Raw genomic sequence first — 22,431 nt, forward strand, 5'->3', positions numbered from 1 at the left:
TGGTCACCCCTCTTTTACGTTACTTCTATACATCGATTTGAACGTGATTACGGAGAAAATAACAGTGATAATAAACAATCCGTAAGCCACTGCAGCTGCGTATCCGTAGTTATCATAACGGAACGCTTGGTTGTACAAGTAAAGAACCATTGTATTTAACGAGCCCTGAGGTGCTCCGGTACCATCAGTAATCAACATCGGCAAGTCGAAAATTTGCAAACCACCGATTAAAGACGTGATTAACACGTAAAGCATGATTGGTTTAAGAAGTGGCAACGTAATTTTCACAAGCGTTTGCCAACGGTTTGCCCCATCAATAAGGGCCGCTTCAAAGTAATCTTTTGAAATCCCTGAGATTCCGGCCATTAAGATAATAAATGTATGTCCAAACCACATCCACGCTCCGATAAGACCAACAGACCATCTGGCGGTTGTCGGATCGTTTAACCAGTTGATCGGACTAGAAATAATGCCTAAATCCATTAATAAATGATTGATCGTTCCGTGGTGCCAACCTAGTAAAATACCAAATAACAAAGCAACAGACGCAATTGTAATCAAGTTCGGTAAGTAAAATACAGCTCTGAAAAAGTTAAGTCCTCGCATTTTCAAACGAATATCCGAAAACAAAATCGCCAACAGCAACGCTATGGACAATTGGAAGAAGAAGTTAATCCCCCATATGTACATGGTGTTGTAAAACGCACTGTAAAAATAAGAGTCCGTCAGTAAACGGCTATAGTTCGCAAGCCCGATGAATTCAGGATCTCCCATTCCGTTATAGTTCGTGAAACTGTAGTAAAACGTCAGGAGAATCGGATAAATTGTAAACGTAATAAACACGATAAAAAACGGGACGATGAACATGTATCCATAGTTATCCAGCTTCTTCATTTAAGACACCTTCCATCTCTCTCTTGTATAAAAGGGGAGGCAACAATCACCTCCCCTTCTCAGGATGCTAGTTTTCGGTCAACCTTTACTCGTTTGGTACTGTAATGTGTGGGTATGCATTTTTAACTAAGTTGTAAAACTCATCAACCGCTTCTTCTTTTGTACGAACGCCTTCAACGTAATCACTTACAGCGTTTCCAAACAATGTATCGATTTGCTGATCGTAACGAGTAACCGTGTCAGCGTCGATGGATTGCGCTTCATCTAAGAAGAACGTGTAGTTGTTTTGTCCAGCTAAGAACTCATCTTGGAACTCATCTTTAATTTTTTCAGTTACAGGAAGGTAAGAAAGAACATCACCAGTGTCAAGAGCCCAATCCGTTAAGAACTCTTCTTCGTGCGTCATCATTTTTACAAATTCCCAAGCAAGATCTTTGTTGTCAGATCCGCTGTAAATTCCAAGCCAAGTTCCACCCCAGAAGTAAGGTGATGGACCGTTTGTTACTGCCCAGTCGCCATCTGTTTCTTCAACGTTTGTCTTCAATACGCTGTGAAGTCCCCATGTTGGTAGTGCATAAGAGAATACTTCCACTTCGTTAGAAGCGCCTTCGTCAACTTCGTCCCAACCAGCGTTGTAGTTAATTGGACCGTCCATAGCTGCGAACCAAGCAGGAGACCATTCAGGAGCGAAAGCCGTCAAGTCTTTATCGCGAAGCTCTTTTGCAAAGTCGAAGTGGTTCAAACGCTCTTCTGTTACGATTAACTCATCGTTTTCGTCAACCCATGGTTGTGGGTTGTCGCCTTGTGCAAACCAGCGAACCGCACCTTCATCAGGGAATAAACGGTAACCAGCAGCTTTAAGCTCTTCCCCTACTTCAAACAATCCGTCCATCGTAGAGAAACGCTCACCGATTTCAGCAGGATCGTCTGTACCTAGTACTTCTTCAGCAATGCTTCTTCTATAGAAGATACCGCCTGGAGTCGTTTGCCAAGAAAGAGCTTTAACAGCGCCTTCAGAGTTACGACCCATATCAAATACGTAATCGACGTAGTCACCTTCAAGATCTTCTACATTGTAAGGCTCTTGACTAAGGTCTTCCCAGTAGTCTTGTTCAACCCAGTCTTTAATGAAAGCCAATTCTCCTGTAAATACGTCAGGAGCTCCGGTTCCGTTTTGTAATACCGGACGTAAACGTGTTGGATAATCCTCAATTGGAATAATAGTAAGGTCAATCTCTACCCCGTGACGCTCTTCAAACACTTGAATTGGCTCTTCAAGCTCATCCGTAAAGGACCAAACCGTTAGCTTCTCGCCACTTCCTGAACCTGAGCTACCCTCTTCATTTGCAGAACTTTCATCATTGTTACAGCCGGCAACCACGCCAAGAGCCAACAATGAAACGAATGACAATGATAACGCTTTCTTCATCGTAAATCCCACCCTTATCATTTTTATGGTAAAAAACCATTTATATCTAAAGCGCTTTCGGCGATGCCGAAAATAAAATCAGCTCCCCCGACTTTGCTATAGAAATCCCCCTGAATCCCTCAACCCTTGACTACTAAAATACTAAAGCGCTTTCGATTTCTGTAAAAAATTTTCGAGAAGTCTACGAAAGGCTTAGATACCCTTAGTAGACTCTCGCTCAACCAGTGCGACCGGCACTTTAATGGCATGGTCGTTTTTGGTGCTTGAATTAATCTGATTTACAAGAAGCTCCGACGCTTTTCTCCCAATCAAGTCGGTATCTTGTCGGATCGTTGTTAATGCTGGTGTTACATGTTTCGCTACTTCTATATCATCAAAACCGACAACCGAAACATCGGCAGGAACCGCTACGTTCATGTCTCTACACGCTTTCATGGCACCTAATGCCATATCATCCCCTGCAACATAGACAGCAGTCGGTCGATCGCGATGATCGAGAAGTTCTTTCATGGCGTCGTAACCGCCATCGTAAGAGAAAAAACCACCGTCTACTACGTACCCTTCAGGAATATCAAGCTTGAGTTGCTTCACAGTATCTTGGTAGCCTCTTAGACGCTCAAGTCCAGCAAAGGTTTGCTCAACCCCACTAATGTGGGCAATTTTTCGGTGTCCAAGAGAATGCAAATGCCTAACGGCTAGGACACTTCCTTGATAGTTATCGCTGTAAACGACACTTGATGTATCACTGTGTAAATCCACAACCACGCTTGGCAATGAGGATTCAATGAGCATTTGGGTTTCGTTGTCCTCATAATTCGAACAAACCACAATCACTCCGTCTACCCCACGGTGCAGCGCATGATCCAAGTAGCTCTTCTTTTCACGGCCGATGTTTCGGCTTAAAAAGATCAAATCATACCCTAAAGATTCTACTTGTTTCTTAAAACTTTCAATGACGGCGCTAAAGAACGGATGCTTCATTCCTACGTTTAAATCTTCAACAAAGATTACGCCAAGCGTCCACGACTTTTTCGTCGTCAACGACCGTGCAATCGAGTTTGGATAGTAGCCGAGTTCATCGACCGCTTCCAAGATGACCTTCTTTGTTTTTTCGCTTACATCAGTATAATTGTTCAACGCTTTCGATACTGTTGTAATCGAAAATCCAGTCTTTTTGGCTATATCATAAATCGTTGCCATGTTAGCTTATCTCCCATCAACGAAAGCGCTTTCGTGTGCTTTCGTAATTAGTATAGCCCAGGTTTGTGTAGCCGTCAAACCTTTTTTTGTTATTTTTTTAAGTTTTCACATTCTTGTTGAAAATAGGTCTAAGGGTGGTTAAAAACCAACGTTTTTCGTAAATATTCATACTCTCGCTACGAAAACCATCCTATACACATGGGTATTTTTCATTTACTTCGAGAGTCTTAAGAGATACCAGCGCTATATGATTCTTTCGAAAACAAGCCTTATCACCCATCCTAATTGATTATACCAAAGGAAGATGTTTGTATGTTCCATATTATAGAAAAACGCTTTGACAGCAAAAATAAAAAACGGTTCTTCCACTTCTCGAAAGAAGCGGAAGAACCGTCCCCATTATTTCACTAAAAACACAGCTGCTTCGTATGGCTTAAGGTTGAAGCGGTTGATGTCTAGCTCTCCTACTGTTTCATAGTTACCGAACAGCTTTTCAGCACTCGTATACTGCTCGTCTTCTGACAATTCAAATGGAATCACTTCTCCTGATAGGTTGGTGACCACAAGAATCGTCTCTCCTTCCACGCTACGAGTATAGGCGTAGATGTCTTCGTGATCTGGCAATAGAATCTCGTACGACCCGTAAAGAAGGGCATCGTAGTTTTTACGAAGGCGAATGAGGTTCTTATAGTAGTGATACACCGAATTCTCGTCTTCCATCTGTTCTTCTACGTTAATGGTTAAGTAATTCGGGTTCATTTTCATCCACGGCTTGCCTGTCGTAAAGCCGGCGTTTTCTTCGTTGCTCCACTGCATCGGCGTTCTGGAGTTGTCACGCCCACGCTTCCAGATAATGCGCATGATCTCTTCGTGCAACTTTCCTTCTGCAGTCAAGTTTTTATACAAGTTGTGAGCATCCACATCGTCATAATCATCGATCGAATTGAACTGCACATTCGTCATCCCAATTTCTTGCCCTTGGTAAATAAACGGCGTCCCTTGCATAAGGAAGTACAAAGTGGCAAGGGCTTTTGACGATTCATTCCAATAAGATTTGTCGTCACCAAGTGTGGAAACGGAGCGAGGAACGTCGTGATTCTCAAGGAACAATGCGTTCCAACCCACACCATCCAATCCTTTTTGCCATCTGGTGTAGCTTGCTTTAAAGGCTGGCAAGTCAATTCCTGTGTCCGTTTCTTTCCCCCAAAGATCAAGAGATTCAAATTGGAAAACCATGTTGAACTTCCCACTCTCTTCTCCAACCCAAAGGTGTGCGTCATCAATCGTAACCCCGTTCGCTTCTCCGACTGTCATCACATCGTAGTGATCGAGCGTTTCACGCTTGAATTCCTCAAGAAACGTTTGAATCCCTTCTTGATTCATATGACCTGCAAAAGAAGGCACATATTTATGTCCACCCGGGTTTGGCATGTCCGGGAAGCCTGGTGTTTTCTTTATGTGGGAAATGGCGTCCACACGGAACCCGTCAATCCCTTTATCGAGCCACCAGTTAACCATGTCATACAAGTCACGTCTTACATCCGGATTCTCCCAGTTCAAATCGGGCTGCCCTTTGGCAAAGATGTGCATGTAATATTGACCTGTTTTTTCGTCAAATTCCCAAGCAGAGCCTCCAAAGATGCTCTCCCAGTTGTTTGGCTCAGATCCGTCTTCTTTTGGATCCGCCCAAATGTAGTAATCCCTCTTTGGGTTGTCTTTGCTTGTTCGCGACTCCACAAACCACTCATGATCAGCGGACGTATGGTTGATCACCAAGTCCATGATGATTTTTATATCGTGTTTATGTGCTTCTTTAAGGAGTTCGTCGAAATCTTCCATCGTTCCGAACTCGTCCATAATGTCTTTATAATCAGAGATATCATACCCGTTGTCTTCGTTTGGTGATTTATAAATCGGACAAATCCAAATGACATCAATGCCAAGGTCCTTCAAGTAGTCGAGCTTGGACATAATCCCTTTAAGATCTCCGATGCCGTCCCCGTTACTATCCATAAAGCTTCTTGGATAAACTTGATATACAACTGCTTCTTTCCACCATTTTCGTTCCATGTCAAACCTCCGTGTCTCGTGCTTTTCTTCTATATGTGCAAATCAGTGCATGAATTGTGAAACCGTTTGCTCATATCATAACAGGAAACACAACGAAATGGTAGATGCTAACGAGTAAAACGTTTTCATTTTTCGGTTCCTTTTGTTGGAAAGGGCGTGGTGGGGACGGTTCTTTTGCTTCTAAAAGAAGCAAAAGAACCGTCCCCACATTGCAGCCACCTTGCCCAAAATCACGCCCTCCACTCACTTGAAAGTTCGTTAATCCTTACTCTTCTCTCTTTTCTGGATTGGGCATTTTGAAATAGCTTTTTCTCTTCCTCTGATTCAGGTTCTACACCGCTTACGGGTGTTGGTTTGCCATGTTGGTCTACAGCAACCATGGTCAATATCGCTGTTGTTGTGACTGTCTTTTCCCTCGATTTTAAGTTTTCGGTTTCTACTTTCACATAGACTTCCATAGATGTTCGACCTGTTGATATAACGACACCCTCTAAGTGCAACACATCTCCTACTTTAGCAGAAGAAAGGAAGTTCACCGTATCAATTGAGGCTGTTACAACCACTTCTTTACTGTGTTTCATTGCCGTTATAGCTGCAATTTCATCAATGTAAGATAAGATCGTGCCACCAAAAATCGTTCCTAGATGATTCGTATCCGGAGGTAGCACCAGCTTCGTCTGGATTGTCCTCGATACACTTGCAGGTAATCTTTCACTCATCATTCATTCCTCATTTCATTGAATAGAATTGTTCATCCATGAGGGGAAGATTGGTAAATCAAACAAAAAACCCATCACAATGGATGGGTTTATCAATAACGTGGCACCTTTAACAAAACAGTTCTATCAACTGTTGATTCGTTCATACCTCGTTATCTCTTCCCAGCTCCCGAAGAAGATCATACGTATATCCATGGCAGGTCTCCTGACTCGCGCTTCATCCTACAATAATCCCTTCCCGTCATAAGACAGTGGATCCGATTATTTCGTCAGCACTTACAGTTGCGGGGACAGTTCTGGATTCGCACCAGATTCCCTATTAAGTCGAAATAGACACCATTGATATTGGTTATTATTACTATTTGTTGTTATTACTTGAATATAATGCATAGCTAGGTAAATGACAACTATAAAAAAACGGGCCCGCACTATCCCTTAGTAGTAAAAAACGCCACTAAGCTGTTTGACACTTCAGAATTATCATGCTAGTATGCTCGTAATCAATCCAATAGCAAACTCTTATTGAGAGTGGTGGAGGGACTGGCCCGATGAAACCCGGCAACCGATCATTGATTGTGGTGCCAATTCCAGCAAAGCATTGTCTTTGAGAAATAAGAGAGGTCACTTCAATGTAATCCTCTCACTTTGAGAGGGTTTTCTTGTTAAAAGACCAAATATTCGTAGTTTCACAGGTGCTGAATTCCTAAGATGAGTTCAGCTTAAAAGGGAAGTCCGGTGAAATTCCGGCACGGTCCCGCCACTGTAAATGGGAGCATCCAGCAAGAAGCCACTGTCTGAGGACGGGAAGGCGCATGAATGCGGTGATCATAAGTCAGGAGACCTGCCTGTAAAACTTACACTATGTCCTACGAGGAATAGGAAGGTGTTGACATGATAAGGGTGGCGTCTGTCTATTTCATGACGTTTATTCCCTGTGTCCACCTCAACATCTCTCTTGTAGACAAGAGAGATGTTTTTTATTGGATTGAAAAATAATCAGGAGGAATGGACATGAAAAGAACCAGAAGTTCGACAATTGGGTACCCAAGAATTGGTGAAAAAAGAGAATGGAAAGAAGCACTGGAAGCGTACTGGAGCGAATCCATCACAGAAAAAGACTTACTAACTAAAATGGCCGACCTACGCTTAAACGACCTCCAAAAACAAAAGGACCTCGGAGTCGACCTGATCCCTGTAGGCGACTTCAGCTTTTACGACCATGTGCTTGATACTGCCGTGATGTTCGGACTCATTCCAGATAGGTTCCACGCTGAAGATTCGTCTCTTTTAGAAACGTATTTTGACATCGCTAGAGGAAACAAGGGAGCTATAGCTTCAGAAATGACGAAATGGTTTAATACAAACTACCATTACATTGTTCCAGAATTTGACCAGAATACCACACCAGTATTAAAAGAAAATCGGCCCCTTTCTTATTTTCTTGAAGCGAAAAACAAGCTCGGTATTATCGGCAAGCCTGTACTCCTCGGCCCCGTTACCTTACTTAAGCTCTCAAAAGGATATAAGAACGAGGATTTTGGATCTCTATTAAACACCCTCGTTCCCCTATACCAGCACGTTCTCAAAGAACTAGGCGAAGCAGGTGTTGAGTGGGTCCAGCTTGACGAACCTATTTTAGGTACCGATTTGACAGAAAAAGAACAGGAGTATGTAACGGACACCTACAATAAGCTTCACTCATCTAACATAAAGCCGAAGATCCTTTTGCAAACCTATTTTGAAGCCGCCTCTGACTATGAAGCGCTCATCTCCCTCCCGGTGGACGGCTTTGGTTTGGATTTTGTCCACGATGATGGAAGGAATTTCGACGCTTTAAAGAAGTTTGGATTTCCTGCTGATAAAACATTAGCAGCCGGGGTAGTGAATGGGCGTAACGTTTGGGGAAGTGACTTGGAAGAGAAGTGGGATCTGCTTGAAAGAATCCGCGAGATTGTTTCTGGTGACCGGCTCATCGTTCAGCCTTCCTGTAGCCTTTTACACGTCCCTGTCACTGTTAAAACCGAGGAGAACCTAGCCCCTGAACTAAAGGGTGCCTTAGCCTTTGCCGATGAAAAAATCGAAGAAATTACCCTTTTGGTAAAAGGAATCAATCAGGGCAGACCATCCATCGAAGAGAACATAAAACATCAACGTGAGCGCCTTCAGCTCTTCCACCACTTCCCACCAAGAATAAAGCCTGATGCGCAGAAAGAAGTAAGTGACTGGGGAGGAAAAGAGCCGATTCGTGACCTTTCTTTTCCCGAAAGGCAGGCATTACATCAAGATCAATTCAAACTACCTATACTTCCTACAACAACAATCGGTAGTCTCCCACAAACATCAGAAATCCGTCAGGCACGGTCCCGTTACCGGCATGGTGACTGGTCTGCGGCAACTTACGACAACTTTATTAATCAAAAAGTAGCAGAGTGGATTGACATTCAAGAATCAATTGGGCTTGACGTCCTCGTCCACGGGGAATTTGAACGAAATGACATGGTAGAGTACTTCGGTGAAAAGCTTGATGGGTTTGCATTTACGAAGTTTGGTTGGGTACAATCCTATGGCTCCCGCAGTGTAAAACCACCAATTATATACGGAGATGTTGCTTCGCCGGAACCGATGACTACAAAAGAAATTACCTATGCTCAGTCTCTCACTAACAAGCCGGTAAAAGGTATGCTTACAGGTCCTGTGACCATATACAAATGGTCGTTTCCACGTGAAGACATCCATGCCTTTGACGTGACCAAACAAATCGCGCTAGCCTTGCAAAAGGAAATCAGCCACCTTGAGGAAAACGGCATCGGCATGATCCAGGTAGATGAGCCAGCATTACGCGAAGGTCTGCCTCTTAAAGACTCAAAGAAACAACAATATCTTCAGGAATCGATCTATGTATTCAGGCTTGCAACCTGCAAGGTCAAAAATGAAACCCAAATCCATACGCATATGTGCTATTCGGAATTCGGGGAAATCATTGATTCTATTAAGCAGCTGGATGCTGACGTCATCTCTATTGAAACAGCCCGAAGCCACGGGGAATTAATCGCTGATTTCGAAAATGTCTCCTACGATAAAGGAATCGGCCTAGGCGTATACGACATACACAGCCCTCGTGTTCCAAGTACGGAAGAAATGGAAACGAGTATCCTCCGGGCACTAAAGGTGCTGCACCCGCAACAGTTCTGGGTCAACCCTGACTGCGGCCTGAAAACAAGGGGAATCGATGAAACCGTCCCATCCCTCAAGAACATGGTTGAAGCCACCAAACGTGTGCGAGAGAAGCTTGCCGCGGTGCCTGTGCGCTAGTTGGTGCCTGTCACTACCCGGAATTTGTCGAAACCATAGAACTTTCTCCCAAAGTTTCATAGACTCAGCCGAAATAAAGGCTCGCAAAGGGAGATGCGAGCCTTTTTGACAAATCTATCAGTCTTTGGAATGCGCTTTAGCTTTAGCAGCACCAAACACCAACCACGTTTTAAGAAACTCGTGAACATCTCTGCACCGAGTACAATCGCAAAGATGACCAGCGTGACCCCGAGCATCTGGTCGTATGCCATCATACTGGACGCTCTGAACAGCTCCTAGCCGATTGCGCCTGCACCAACAATCCCTTATAGGACCTCTCCAAAATACCATACAAGAACCGTCCCTAAAAACATCAGTGCCCGGTTTCTTACTTTGAAAAAAAGAAATCATTCACGGTCTGCTCGAGCGTGCCTTTTGTGATAACTTTCGGATCAAATTGAAGGTCTTCTTTTATGAGCGTGCGGACGAGCTGCGGACGCAGGCCCGTAATGATGCACTCACAGCCCATCAAATATGTACCATTTATCGTTTTCATTATTCGATTCATGCTTGTGGTGTCAATCTGTGCAATACCCGAAAAATCAATAATGAGTGTTTCAATATTCAGTCTTTTAACTTCAGGCAGGGTCTTTCCTTCGATTGTTTCCACTCGGTCTTCATCGACTTCCCCGATGAGAGGCAGAACACATACACTATCACTGAGCGGAATAATCGGGGCACTCAGATTTTCAACAAGTTCACGCTGAGCAGCAAGAAGGGCATCTTTATAGCGGGAATAACTTAAAAAGAAACCGTTGAGGAACTGATCAATCGCATCATTCACCTGTCTCTCAAGTTTAAAGAAGTTCACCTTCTTATCTTTGTTTTCTTCATGAAACTCTTCCAGAAACCGCCACATCGTCCGGCGGATCGACTGAACCCATTCCAGTTTGAATGACAGTGTGAGATCATGTTGCGCCCAGACCACGCCTTCTTTTTCCGCAAACGATGCTAAAGAAGCATTTTCCCCGAGGGCATACATTACCAGTTTATGCGCATTCTCAAGAAGGTCAATATTTCCTACTCGATGTATTTCATCAATCTTGTCCCGAACTTGAGAAGCATCGCAAATCAGCTTATTTCGGAAGTCTTCTTGTCTCTGGTTAAAATAATCTGCATAAATTTCATGAGAGTTTGAATTCACTGGTTTTCACATCCTTAAAGTAAATTTCATTACCATAATTATATCATTTCAGAATTTTGATTTCATGATAAAAATTGATGTTTCTTGAAAGGCCTACCAGATCCCACTTGGGTTTAGCGTTATGGGAGGCGCCTCCCTCTCCGTTGAGCTAGCTGGCGCACTGTCCCCACTCGGACTTTGTCGAATCAACAGGACTTTTTACATCTGCTACAAATCCATACACAGCAAAAAGACGTGAGTGCGTAGTGACTCACGTTTTTTTACAGGCTTGCCGCCGCATCATCTGGAGAACCGTCCCTAATTAGTCTTTAACAATGAGTAGACATAGGTGTCGTGTGGCTCACCATTTTGATACATATAATCTCTTAACACTCCTTCTTTTTTAAAGCCTGCCTGAGTCAGCAATCGATTCGATGCTTCATTCTCTATAAATACTACTGCACCTATGCGAGTTAACTCCATCTCACCAAATCCATATGAGCAGATCTCAGACAGTGCTTCTGAAATATAGCCTCTCCTCCAAAAATCAGGATGAATCTCATACCCGATTTCTGCTCGTTTATGTTTAGGGGACCAGGCATTGAATCCAATTGTCCCTATTAAGCTTCTGTTACCTTTTACTTGAATTCCCCACCTCAGTCCCCTCTTTTCTTTATAATTACTAGAAAAGAAATCAACAAACTTCTTGGCCTGTTCCATATCCTTTAATGTTTCCTGACCATAAAAACGCGTCACATGATCGTTTGAAAAACAAGCAAAAATCGCTTCTGCATCTTCATTGGTAATTTCTCTTAGTATTAATCTTTCTGTCTCTAAAACTGGAAACACGTTATCTCGTCCTCTCCATTTTCCGATAAGTGAGGAGGTTCTCATGCTTCTGATCCCCACTGCTCCTATTTCCTTAAAGCACCATCCAATATTCCTTGATACAGTTCATTCCAACCATGATAATAGTCAGCGACCTCACTTGGGTTGATAAAAATTCTTTCTCTTGACTCATACTTAGCTTTAAAATCATGTAAATACTCTACTTCCATACGGTAAAAAATTTGATAGCCTACCTTAGGATACGGGCTATTTTCATCCCAATTCTGATTCTCCTTGTGGTCCACAATAATATAACCTAACAGAGAGGAACTTCCAGTAACATATCCTTCTTCATATGCCTCACGTTTTAGACATTCTTCAGGCGTCTCTTCACACTCAATATGCCCTCCAGGGAAATCCCATCCTCTATTTAGCTTTACTAATAATAAACGGTCACCATAAAAACAAAAGCCATGGACACTTGTGATTTGTTCTCTTGGCGGAAGGTTTTTAGCACGCTTCCACGTTAAAAGTACTTTTGATTCTCCCCAATTCACATATTTTGCAGTCATGTTTAATCTCCCTCAACACTTGTAGAGACATTAGCCTCTGGTTGACTTCATTAAATGCCTTATTACAGAATTAAGCTCATCAATCTCAGCATAGGGTTTAATGTCGGTCCCATGTTGAACCTTATTTGGATTAAACCAAATCCCCCTTATGCCTGCGTTTTGACAGCCAGCGATATCCTTTTCAATATCATCGCCAATGAATAAGACCTCTTCCGGCTGCATATGCAGTTCGTTTAAAACTGATTCAAATATGCGGTTGTCGGGCTTACTAAACCCTACTTCTTCAGAGATGAAGACATGATCGAAGTAATGATAGAGGTTCGTGTTCCTTATTTTTGCTTTTTGCCTCTGAGTTGTACCATTTGTTATGACTCCAATTTTAACTTTCTCTTTCAGAGTATGAACAAGATTGATCGTCTCTTGACTTACAGTAAAACATTGAGGAAAATGATGATTCCAAAACGCTTGAATTTCTTGTTTTGGGAGCCGATGTTTGGTTGGAAATTTATCAAAGAATGCTTCCAATACTTCTGTTTTGTCACGATAACCATAGCTTCGTTTATCATATCTTTTGAACGTGGCTAACATCTCTTTCTTCACTAAATGTTCCACATTCTCATAACAGGTTTCTAAAACAATGAGAAACAAGTTATCTACTGCCTTATTCCGATCGAGTAACGTATCGTCTAAATCAAACAGCACTACTTTTACATCAGTAATCGTCTTCACAACCTTTCTTAGTAAAGCCCTCTAAAAACGCACCATTTATTCGACTTGATGTTTCGGCCTCAAAAATAGCGATTTTTCCAGAACGGCCGATAAATTGATTTGAGGAAGTTGCCGTTGGACCAAGTCATACACTTCTTCAATAATCGCTTCTAACTCTTTTATAGAAGATGTCGGATGCCCAAGGAGAATGGACTCTAAGCGTTTCTCTATATTTTCAGGAGTCAGTACCATAGAACGAAGGGTCTGCTTTTGCCATTTGAAAGCAGGATGGTGTACAAATTGTCGGTTTAAAGCAAACAAAACCCCCATGATGTTCGCTTGAACACCTACTATGACGCTATAAAGCATGAGCCAATCTTCTCGCTCAAGTAATGCCTCACGGTTATTCCATCTGTTACCTAAAACGACATGCTCATTTACCATAGCCGCACGTAATTCATCTGGGTAAACACTTACTGTTTCTTTCATCTTTTCAATGATCGAATTCCCACTGAGTGCCACTCCATGATCAATCGTTGCTACAATGCACTGTTTATCCGAGTCTGTATCATATGAACCAATCACATCATTAAGAACGTTGTGAATGGTTTCGGTTAGAAAATTGCTTATTTCTAATTTTACTCCTTGGGTGATGTACGTCTCAGACCATTCCTCATCTTCATAAGGATGAAAGTCAATCATCGTCCCTTTTGACTCTATGATCGGCGCCTTCCTTTGTTCGTCAGTTGGCCCCTCTTTCCAAAGAACGAATAACTCAATATCTGAATAGTCATCCTCCCACCCCCGCGCTACTGAGCCACCCAATAACACAGCCTCAACTTTTGGATTTTTTTCATATAGCCTACCTATCTTTGATGCTAATCCTCTTAGTTCCACATCAATTCTCCCTTTCAGAAACAACGTTCCCTCTTCACACTACTATTCTAGCAATCATTTTAACATAATTATCCAAACCGCTTCTCTTGAGAAAGAAAGTCTCTCCTCTCTTTTCTTCTAATAAAAAGAAGCAAAAGAACCGTCCCCAAATAGCAAAAAAAAAAGGCCTAAGCCCCCGTCACTTTCAATCATCCCGTTTTCTTTTTATCCTTCATACTCTCGTAAATAATCCTGTTTAACTCTTCAATTTCCCATAGGAGAATGTTCTTCCCTATTCCCTTCATCTCACTGTATTCAAAACGAAGCTTCTCCAGCTCTCGCTTGAATAGATCAATTTCCTCTATAGACAGCATCACTTAGGTATCCTCCTATGACCTTGTTATCTACTATTATAGGTCATAGAAAGGAATCTTAATCAGAGAATCTTACTATTCCATGATAGGCCTATACTAACGTTTCACCGTGTATTTCGCCACAGGCTTATCCGTTCTTGTCTTACCATTGTCGACCGTGTCTAGATCGCTCTGAGTGTAAATGAACCCTAGGGACTACACCGGCGCTAGCGCTCAACCAACCGTCCGTCGCTGTCTACTAGCATGATCGTAAAAGATTCACCATTAAAGGGAAGATCTCTCTCTTCAATTGCTGCAATAGCATCTCGTTTAATCATCTCTTGAACCGATGTAGGATCAGCCAAATCCTCCATTACTTCAGACTGTATCGCAATCTGGCGATGACCGTAATCAACCTTTATTTCCCCTGTTATTTCATAATCTTCTAGTAGCCCCATTAATACCTCGTTCATTTCTCTTACATGTTCAATCTCAATGGTTTCATGAGAATCTGAGAGGTCGGAACCTGGAACTGCCCATATAAAAAAAGAGACCGCTCCAGCCACAAAAATCACCACTGCTGCTAAACCAAACAACGTTCTCATGGACAAAACCTCCTTTTTACATAAAAGGTATGCCCATATTGATTAATCATTCCACCAGCGAAAGGGAAGCTGCGCCACCTTTAGTATTTCAAGAAGCAAAAGAACCGTCCCCACATGGTCAAACACTCCTGCCACAGCCCCACTCTGCCAACTACTCCTCTTCCTGCGCCATATCCAATGCGATCTCGCTTCTTACATCCGTAAGCTTTTTCTTTGTTCCATCAGGGTAGACAAGACTCCAAAACGCCCAGCCGTTATACCGATCTGTGTAATCTTCTCCTTTTATGGAGTTGACTGCGGCTATCGCAGAACTGGACAAGCTACTATATTCTTTTCCTTCAAAAAGAATATGTCCGGTCGTTAAATCAACCTCTGCTTCCGTAATCACATTTCCATAGGTAGACTCTAACTTCTTTTCCTCTTCATTTAAACGGGAGTAGACGTCTCTCCATGGTATTTTTGACGTTCGCGTTGAAGATGAGGTTTTCACTTTTCTTTCTTCAGGCGTCTCATTTTTTACCGCATCGTAGATTTCATCCAATACTTCTTTGTATTTGTTGTAGATTGAAATGCATAGTTCGTCGTTCACTTTTGCCATGGGCTTGTTCACTCCTCTATGTACCAAGCGTAAGTTCAACACATACTGCTCCAACAAATTCTTGTTCGCCGTAGAAACCTTCGGGTGGTTTAAACACGGTGCGATTACATAATCGTATAACCCTTGATAATCCACGTGGATAAATTCCGGACATTTCGGTTGCACCGTTCGATCCGCCGATAAGAACACCTTTAATTCATAGTCGAAAGAATCATCGAGGTTATTCAAGATTTTCGTATATGTATCGGTTTGGTCCTTGTTCTCACGGGCCAATACTTTGTTTTCCACAACGATTCGCATCATGTCATTCGTTAAATACAAATCGAATCTCCCGCTCAGCTTCTCCCCCGTGCTTGGATCGATCGCTGATTCCCCAACCTCTGTAGCCACTTCCATTTCTTCCAACCTCAGATCCTCTGATTCGATCTTGGCAAAAGAAAGGTCTGTTTCCGCTCCTAATACGTTCTCTTCACAAATATAATAAAGGAACCGCTTTAAAGGGAATGTACCTAAATTCAAAGATGATGTTGGAGAAACAAGCCAACTAATAAAAGCACTATGTACCAACTCTCGATGACCAAACCCCAATAGTTGAAAAAAGCTTTCCTTCTCAAATGTATCTTGTAAATACAAAAAATCAGGATCACTGATCATGTTATTCAGTTGCGATTTAAATTCTTTCGTATCACTCATCGACATCCATTAACCACTTCCATTCTTGTTGTCTATCACTCTACGATAATCATACCATAACTTGGAAAACCGGAAGTTTGGGTCGAGAAACAGCATCACTTTAAAGAAGGGGGAGCCCAATTTTTGGTATGATGTAAGAAAAGATCATGGAGGTGTTTCTATAGGGCATGGAGGCACGGTTATTTGCTCGAATGCAACGTGCGGTTATCGCAGGGATTATTTTCTCGGTCATGGAATGATGCCGATCTATCCCCTTACGTCTCTCATCATGGAACTACATCCCAAAACACGGCCCGTAATAACAGGAGCCGTCAAAAATCGCCATGTACGCAACTACGAGCACAACCGTTGCCTGTTTCAATGCAAAAGTTGCGATCATGTCTTCACGAGGATGATGGTCAACATTGAGTTTTATGACGGAGAATCATTTGAATCACATAAGCGTTGTAGCCGTTGTAGAAAAGACCAGACAGAAGAGGTCGGTGTGACAGAATTGGAGAATCGATTGTGCCCTAGGTGCAAAAATTCTCCTTTGATGATGAGTAATCACATTTTGTGGGATTAGCAGATTGCTATAATAAAAGGCCCTGCTCATCAAAAAGAGCAAGGCCAGCACACCTTTATGCACAAAAGGCCTACTTATTCGACATTATTCGGGGAGTGACAGGCACCGCTACTCCGGTTTCGTAAACGTTCTCTTGCCAAGCTCATTTTCTAACATGTAAAAAGCATTGCTGTCCGCTTCTACTCTTTTGATTTTCTGAATGATTGCATCAAAGCTGGCTTCTTCTTCAACCTGTTCTTCAATGAACCAGTTCAAAAACGTCATCGTCGCATGCTCACGCTCATCCAAAGCTTTGTCGGCTAATGCGTAAATCCTCCGAGTAACTGCTTTTTCATGTGCAAGGGATTTTTCAAACGCATCCAACAAAGACGAAAACTCCCCGCTCGGAGCCTCGATTTGTCCAATGTTTGCCCTCTGACCGAGATCGATAATGAACTGATAAAATTTCATAGCATGAAATCGTTCTTCCTCTGACTGCGCCAAAAAGAACGAGGCAAAACCATCGAGATTTTCGTTGGAGCAATAAGCGGCAGCAGCCAAGTAGGCATGTGCCGAATAAAATTCATAGTTCATCTGATCGTTTAACATACGCACCAGTTCTTTGCTGATCACCTTAACCCTCTCCTTTATAAGACTTATAGTCGTTCCACTTACACAATACTACTCACCACTATATTCAACACCCATGCCCGTCAATCCTTTTGACAAACCAGTGACGGTTCTTTCATTTCCTTACAGAAAAAAGACATGTGGGGAAGGAAACCTACTTAAATCCCCTCTCACTGAGTGGCAAGCACACATTAGCCCTCATTTCGCTACACCTTCTCCGGTAAAGAAATAAACAACTCCCACATCCAAAAGGAACGGATTTGCGACGGTTAAAACCGTACTCTACATCAAACCACCAGAGATAAAATAAATGAGCGGTAAAGGAATGAGCATAACAGCGAGAGTGGCGCTCACCATAGCTTTTATAAAGACACAGCCCCCTCCTTAGGTCGTTCCTTTGAAAAACTACGTACTCGGAAAGGTTCCTGAAGCGCCAGGTACCTCTCGCAGCTGAATACGTTCACTTGCTAATACCGCATTTAACCCTTTCCTTCCTTTCTCGATCACCAGCTCTTGCCATTCTTCTCTCTCAGGATAGAATAATTTAGTAAAATCTCGTTGAACGTCTTCAATGTCCCCCTTTTTAGTAGCACCCTTAAAATATAACTGGTTTTCATTGATCATGGTTTTGGTACAAAAGATGAAATCATCGCGAGTTTCTCCGATCGTACCGAACTCAAATAAACATACAAAGATTTTCTTCTCAGGGTATTTTTCCTGTACTGCTTTCTGAAGGAAAAGATTTGAATCACCGTACATCTCAGGCGATTTCATGACCTGGTCATAGGAAAGTTCTTCGCGGAGTGTATGTTCACTTCGCCCGTCTGCTTTCGTAAAGATCAATGACAGATCATCTTTTGGTCCGCCTCCGGAATGAATATCCATATGTACGAGATGATCATAGTTTTTGCCCCAGTTTACGTATCTGTTCTTTAACTCTCTCGCTGGTTCGTCGTATTCATTTCCTCCATAAAAAACGCCTGTCTTAAATTTATACTGCCCTGAAGGTGTGTCTTTTAACGATGCAAGTTCTTCAGTGGTGAAGGCTTCTTTTAAACGGAAGTACAACTTCTCCTTTTGTTTATGTAAATCCTCGATCGGGCCAGAAGGAATAAATACGTTCTTTTTTCGGACAAACTCCTCATTTACAGTACCTGTTATCTTTTCCCAGTCTTTAATGTAATTTCGATTTAAATCGATGTTGTTTTCTGTCACTCTCCTGAAATGCCTCATTCCCCAAGGATTCACGGCGTGAACGAGCCTCAATCCTGTGGTTTCAGGATTAATGCTCGGCAGATACTCTTCAATAAAAAGCTGTAACAGAGCGCTGCCAGTAAACCCTTCAATCCCGTGTTCCCCTGCAGTTATAATAAGGAGATCCTTTTTTTCTTCTGATGCATCAGCGGTGAGAATATCGGTCGTATTATCTTCTTCCTCACTCCCAATATGGTAGGTCTCAAGCCTCACATTCGGCCAGTATTTCTTTACTTCTTTCAATTGATTCCGAAACCCTGCCCGCGATTCTTCGTACGTTTTGCTAAAAAAACGGTTCCTGGGCATTCCAAAACCTCCCTGTTCAGTCTAGTTAAAGGAGCTATTTCACATTCTTTGGTCCACTAAACATGCTAAGACGATTCTGCAGCTTCCTAACTGAGGGATGTGGGAACGGGCTTTTTTACTTAAAATGGTATGCACCAACACTAAGATCCCCCTCATTATTCATAAGGGGGGTCTTGAGTACTTATCGTTTCGTTCGCGGTTGAATATAAAGCACTCACATCTCCTAAAGTAAGGCGTTTGTATCGTTCTCTATCGGTGCGAGATGGCAGGATTGTGATGAGGTCGAGAGGACAGGCACGTTCGTTAACGACATCGTAAATCTTATCATTTAGCATCCGGTGATGATGATTTGGAATGTATAACTTTTTATGAGGTGTGGATGAGCGTTATTGCTGAGACTTTCGTGGTCGAGGTTTAACCAAAATACACTTCTACTTTACCTTCTTTTTTGGCTGTAGATAAACAGTTTTGTAGGAAGTCTGATGTTTGTTTTTTATCCCAAACTAAAAAGTCATTCGGCAGCGGTATCTCACCTTTCTTGCAAAGAACATTAAATGCGCTCAAAGCGTTTTCTAACTCCTGCTTCGTAAAAGTAGATCTCTCACCTGTTCCACTGACTCCGGCATAGTAACGATCCGCATCAAGAACTCTGTACAAAATCGTGGAATTGTGATTACCATAACTAAAACGAGCATAGGCAACCTCTTTACCCGCTTTATTAAATCCAGAAATATCGTGCCCCATTAACATCCTCCTTAAAATGAATAGTACTTACATTTAGATACATAAAAAAGACTCGAATCATTACATCATTACCACACCCTTTCAGGCATATCGTTGATTTCATTTAGGAGGTTTATAGAATAAGGAAGGTTTGTGAAGTGTCAGATAGGTGGTTTTGCAGTAGGTGGTACTCTTGTGGAATAGGAAAGATAGAGATCGTGCGGAGTGTTCTATTTAACTATCACATAAGACATTCGGCATGTCAATATTTAACTTATTTGGATATTTAATCAGTCTGGTGGGTGAAAAAGAAGCTTCCCACACGTTTAGTAAACGCATGAAAAGCCTCTGTTTGTTTCATCACTTTGATTGCTCTATTGATTACAACTACACTCATATTCTTTAAATGAATACTCTTTGTACAATCGAAACTCTTTAAAATCACTTGTCTCTGATTCATAAACCCTCACAACCGGAGCAACATCCTTTTTTGCACATTCCTTTACCTGCTTTTCAAGATCAGCAGCGTCGATGGGATAGTGGTTCATGTCTTCAAAAAGATTATTGTGTTCACAAACGTCATACGTCACTGCAAGATAATTGCGTGCCATTGTCCCACCTCAATTTAACTATTTTATAACTGTATTATAATGTAATCTTTCATTTCTTTACATTGCTTTGTTAGTGTCCTCTTCAATGGATTTATACCTCCCTGAAGCAAGATGATTCCAATTCAATCCTCCTTCCCAAAAATGCTTCAAAGTGATCCAAAATCCCCTTATCAGAATGTTTATTCTGCCTCTCACCAATCATGATTCAATTCAACTTATCAATCCCATTGTTTTTTAGGCTAAATCAAGTTTGAAATTGGTAACTTAAAGGAAATGCCTTTAGTGCATTAAAAACTTGACTAGGATTGTTAAGAGGACTCTTTTCCCCCTACATATATTCATTCGCGTTAGTTTTATATGCAAAATCAAAGATACGTACAAATACGTACATTTAGGAGGCACATATGAGGTTTGCAGGTGTAGGATTAGTGATGCTAGCCGCGATATGCTGGGGCATTAGTGGTGGGATAGGCGATATTTTAATGGACAAGGGCTGGGATCCGATTGTAATCTCCTTTTACCGAGGAGCTATTGCTTTCATTTTCTTTTTTGCTTGGTTCATCTTTCGCTATAAACAAAATTGGATCTCCTCGACTCGTTTTTACATCTGGTCTCTATTAGCTGGTGTTGGCGTTGCAGGAAATTTCACGTTTTATTTTCTCAGTATCGAAGCCGCAAGCATTGCGGTTGCTGCTACTTTAATGTATACCGCACCTGTCTTCGTCCTTTTAATCTCTTTTTTATTCGGAATCGAGCGTTCAACGTTGTTTAAATGGGGTTGCATCGCCGGTGTCATTATGGGGATTGTCCTCCTTACAGGGGCATACAATCCCGATGAGGTGTCAGTGAGTTTGCTAGGGGCGGCAATGGGTCTTGCTGCTGGTCTTTTCTATGCCCTATTTATTTTCGGGTTTAAAAATGCCTCTGCGATCGGAAAACCGCAAACCATTTTAACCATCGCCTTCTTTTCATTTTGCGTTATCCTTTTTCTTGTTGCAGATACTGAAGAAACCCTTCGTGTAGTGACGTCAAGCGACATAGGATGGTTTCTTCTATTAGGAATCGTGGGCGCTGGAATTTCATTTATCTTTTATGTAATCGGCATTCGGCGGACAACCCCGACAAATGCTTCCATGGTCGCGATGGTAGAGCCGGTGACAGCTTCATTATTTGGCGTTCTGCTTCTTGGAGATCATTTGAACCTTATTCAAGTTCTTGGAATGGTCATTATTCTACTTACCATTACCGTACTTAGTGTGAAGCAGGCTGAGTGAGGATTTATTTATGGGGACGGTTCTTTCACTTCCTAATATGAAGTGAAAGAACCGTCCCCACTTTGTTAAAATCTGATCTCCTTACTGCCGACGTTAATGATAATTTCGTTTCCCATATCTTTCTCTCGTGTGTTTTTTTTAGTAAAAAGGATAGCTCGGTCCCAAATAACATCATATGGTGCTGGCCCCACTAGAGATTCTTTATCTACATATAACCTGAAGATCACATAAGCTTCCTCGTTGTTGTCCACCCCATACGCCGTTCGGGTTGCCTGTACTGTAAGGGATAATAATAAATTCCTTTTTTCTTTAACCCTAGTGAGCTTACTCAGCCAATTGACGGCGTTTCGCTAGAGGAACAACAAAGTGATGATACAAGCATGTATGAGCACTATAAGAGGTTAATTTAAATTAGAAAAGAACACCCAATGCTATTTACGAGGGACTTTGAAACCATTGGTACTGAATTTGGTACTTTGGCTATACGCTTCAATGATTGGAGAGCGCCAGATGGGAAACCGTATCTATTTATTTTCAGAAGATAACCACACAGAAACCATTAAAATTGAAAGCTGGGCTGATCAATAAGATAAAAAGAAGGCTTGGATCTAATCAATCCGAGCCTTCTTTCATACTACTCATACATCAGCAAACCTCTTAAGTTTTCATTTACTCAGTTGCAGAAAATTTAAATTGTATAACCTTAAAGGAATTATAAGGTAATTAATGATGTTTAGCTATATTGTAATACTGCTACTGAGTAGTTATCCTCTTTTACCCCTTAACGCACGCTCTGAAAAAGTCCGTTTTTCCACTACCTTTATTCACTTCATATAAAGCTTCAAGTGCTTGTACTGCGGTTGGGAATTGTTCAAATGGAACACGCACTTGTATATCTAAATCACCTTTTGTAAGGCTATTAGGTATAGTGGTACTACCAACATGTTGAATATCTGCAAATGGTAAATGTTTGGATATTCTTTTTTGGTGTATGAAGAATGGCATCATTTACCTCTTCAAAACAAAGATTACTTTCTATGAAATGAACTTTTTCCACTATCATCAACCTC

Annotated in this window: 21 protein-coding genes and 3 riboswitches; of the genes, 3 read left to right on the plus strand and 18 right to left on the minus strand. The window is 41.9% G+C overall.

The window, feature by feature from the left end:
- Positions 1-3 precede the first annotated feature (3 nt).
- The 5 genes from G476_RS0118065 to G476_RS0118095 all read right to left on the minus strand — a co-directional run bounded on the left by G476_RS0118065 (position 4) and on the right by G476_RS0118095 (position 6,312).
- Positions 4-894 carry a carbohydrate ABC transporter permease gene (locus G476_RS0118065; protein WP_026691337.1) on the minus strand — a complete coding sequence of 297 codons (891 nt, stop codon included), beginning with the start codon at positions 892-894 and terminating at the stop codon, positions 4-6.
- 85 nt (positions 895-979) lie between these two features.
- Positions 980-2,323, minus strand: coding sequence for an ABC transporter substrate-binding protein (locus G476_RS0118070; RefSeq protein WP_026691338.1), 1,344 nt, complete (start codon positions 2,321-2,323; stop codon positions 980-982).
- Between the two features lie 192 nt (positions 2,324-2,515).
- Positions 2,516-3,523 carry a LacI family DNA-binding transcriptional regulator gene (locus tag G476_RS0118075; RefSeq protein WP_026691339.1) on the minus strand — a complete coding sequence of 336 codons (1,008 nt, stop codon included), beginning with the start codon at positions 3,521-3,523 and terminating at the stop codon, positions 2,516-2,518.
- A gap of 399 nt (positions 3,524-3,922) precedes the next feature.
- A complete protein-coding gene (locus G476_RS0118085) occupies positions 3,923-5,593 on the minus strand; it encodes a glycoside hydrolase family 13 protein (protein WP_026691340.1) in 1,671 nt (556 codons plus the stop codon).
- A 230-nt stretch (positions 5,594-5,823) separates the two neighbouring features.
- The gene (locus G476_RS0118095) at positions 5,824-6,312 is read right to left on the minus strand and encodes an acyl-CoA thioesterase (RefSeq protein ID WP_026691341.1); all 489 of its coding nucleotides are present in this window, start codon (positions 6,310-6,312) and stop codon (positions 5,824-5,826) included.
- Positions 6,313-6,490: 178 nt separating this feature from the next.
- Positions 6,491-6,668, minus strand: a riboswitch (cobalamin riboswitch).
- A gap of 160 nt (positions 6,669-6,828) precedes the next feature.
- Positions 6,829-6,930, plus strand: a riboswitch (SAM riboswitch).
- 55 nt (positions 6,931-6,985) lie between these two features.
- A riboswitch (cobalamin riboswitch) is annotated at positions 6,986-7,175 on the plus strand.
- A 148-nt stretch (positions 7,176-7,323) separates the two neighbouring features.
- Between G476_RS0118095 and metE the strand changes: the two genes are divergently transcribed.
- Complete coding sequence (metE, locus tag G476_RS0118100; protein ID WP_026691342.1) at positions 7,324-9,624, plus strand: 5-methyltetrahydropteroyltriglutamate--homocysteine S-methyltransferase; 2,301 nt, start codon at positions 7,324-7,326, stop codon at positions 9,622-9,624.
- A 367-nt stretch (positions 9,625-9,991) separates the two neighbouring features.
- On the opposite strand, the gene G476_RS0118110 is transcribed toward metE, so the two are convergent.
- The 12 genes from G476_RS0118110 to G476_RS0118165 all read right to left on the minus strand — a co-directional run bounded on the left by G476_RS0118110 (position 9,992) and on the right by G476_RS0118165 (position 20,087).
- Positions 9,992-10,807 (minus strand): STAS domain-containing protein, encoded by an 816-nt coding sequence (locus G476_RS0118110; RefSeq protein ID WP_035187285.1) that lies wholly within the window; start codon positions 10,805-10,807, stop codon positions 9,992-9,994.
- Positions 10,808-11,104: 297 nt separating this feature from the next.
- Positions 11,105-11,635: a GNAT family N-acetyltransferase gene (locus tag G476_RS0118115; protein ID WP_026691345.1), complete on the minus strand. Its 531-nt coding sequence runs from the start codon at positions 11,633-11,635 to the stop codon at positions 11,105-11,107.
- 65 nt (positions 11,636-11,700) lie between these two features.
- Positions 11,701-12,186: an NUDIX hydrolase gene (locus G476_RS0118120; RefSeq protein ID WP_026691346.1), complete on the minus strand. Its 486-nt coding sequence runs from the start codon at positions 12,184-12,186 to the stop codon at positions 11,701-11,703.
- 30 nt (positions 12,187-12,216) lie between these two features.
- Positions 12,217-12,888, minus strand: coding sequence for an HAD family hydrolase (locus tag G476_RS0118125; RefSeq protein ID WP_026691347.1), 672 nt, complete (start codon positions 12,886-12,888; stop codon positions 12,217-12,219).
- 63 nt (positions 12,889-12,951) lie between these two features.
- On the minus strand, positions 12,952-13,791 hold the full coding sequence (locus G476_RS0118130) for a DUF4037 domain-containing protein (RefSeq protein WP_026691348.1): 840 nt from the start codon (positions 13,789-13,791) through the stop codon (positions 12,952-12,954).
- 188 nt (positions 13,792-13,979) lie between these two features.
- A complete protein-coding gene (locus G476_RS23700) occupies positions 13,980-14,147 on the minus strand; it encodes a hypothetical protein (protein ID WP_156906630.1) in 168 nt (55 codons plus the stop codon).
- A gap of 203 nt (positions 14,148-14,350) precedes the next feature.
- A complete protein-coding gene (locus tag G476_RS0118140; protein WP_026691349.1) occupies positions 14,351-14,728 on the minus strand; it encodes a hypothetical protein in 378 nt (125 codons plus the stop codon).
- Positions 14,729-14,879: 151 nt separating this feature from the next.
- The gene (locus G476_RS0118145) at positions 14,880-16,025 is read right to left on the minus strand and encodes a PD-(D/E)XK nuclease family protein (RefSeq protein WP_026691350.1); all 1,146 of its coding nucleotides are present in this window, start codon (positions 16,023-16,025) and stop codon (positions 14,880-14,882) included.
- 667 nt (positions 16,026-16,692) lie between these two features.
- Positions 16,693-17,172, minus strand: coding sequence for a ferritin (locus tag G476_RS0118150; RefSeq protein ID WP_425387239.1), 480 nt, complete (start codon positions 17,170-17,172; stop codon positions 16,693-16,695).
- Between the two features lie 426 nt (positions 17,173-17,598).
- Positions 17,599-18,753, minus strand: coding sequence for a M14 family metallopeptidase (locus G476_RS22430; RefSeq protein WP_051314913.1), 1,155 nt, complete (start codon positions 18,751-18,753; stop codon positions 17,599-17,601).
- 414 nt (positions 18,754-19,167) lie between these two features.
- A complete protein-coding gene (locus tag G476_RS0118160) occupies positions 19,168-19,497 on the minus strand; it encodes a hypothetical protein (protein WP_026691352.1) in 330 nt (109 codons plus the stop codon).
- A gap of 353 nt (positions 19,498-19,850) precedes the next feature.
- Positions 19,851-20,087 carry a hypothetical protein gene (locus G476_RS0118165; RefSeq protein ID WP_026691353.1) on the minus strand — a complete coding sequence of 79 codons (237 nt, stop codon included), beginning with the start codon at positions 20,085-20,087 and terminating at the stop codon, positions 19,851-19,853.
- A gap of 404 nt (positions 20,088-20,491) precedes the next feature.
- Between G476_RS0118165 and G476_RS0118170 the strand changes: the two genes are divergently transcribed.
- Positions 20,492-21,361: a DMT family transporter gene (locus tag G476_RS0118170; RefSeq protein WP_026691354.1), complete on the plus strand. Its 870-nt coding sequence runs from the start codon at positions 20,492-20,494 to the stop codon at positions 21,359-21,361.
- Between the two features lie 447 nt (positions 21,362-21,808).
- Positions 21,809-21,949: a hypothetical protein gene (locus G476_RS23705; protein WP_156906631.1), complete on the plus strand. Its 141-nt coding sequence runs from the start codon at positions 21,809-21,811 to the stop codon at positions 21,947-21,949.
- 186 nt (positions 21,950-22,135) lie between these two features.
- Here G476_RS23705 and G476_RS22435 read toward each other — a convergent pair whose 3' ends face one another.
- Complete coding sequence (locus G476_RS22435; RefSeq protein WP_084405829.1) at positions 22,136-22,369, minus strand: GrpB family protein; 234 nt, start codon at positions 22,367-22,369, stop codon at positions 22,136-22,138.
- Positions 22,370-22,431 lie beyond the last annotated feature (62 nt).

Source organism: Alteribacter aurantiacus DSM 18675 (assembly GCF_000429705.1).
Lineage (GTDB): Bacteria > Bacillota > Bacilli > Bacillales > Salisediminibacteriaceae > Alteribacter > Alteribacter aurantiacus.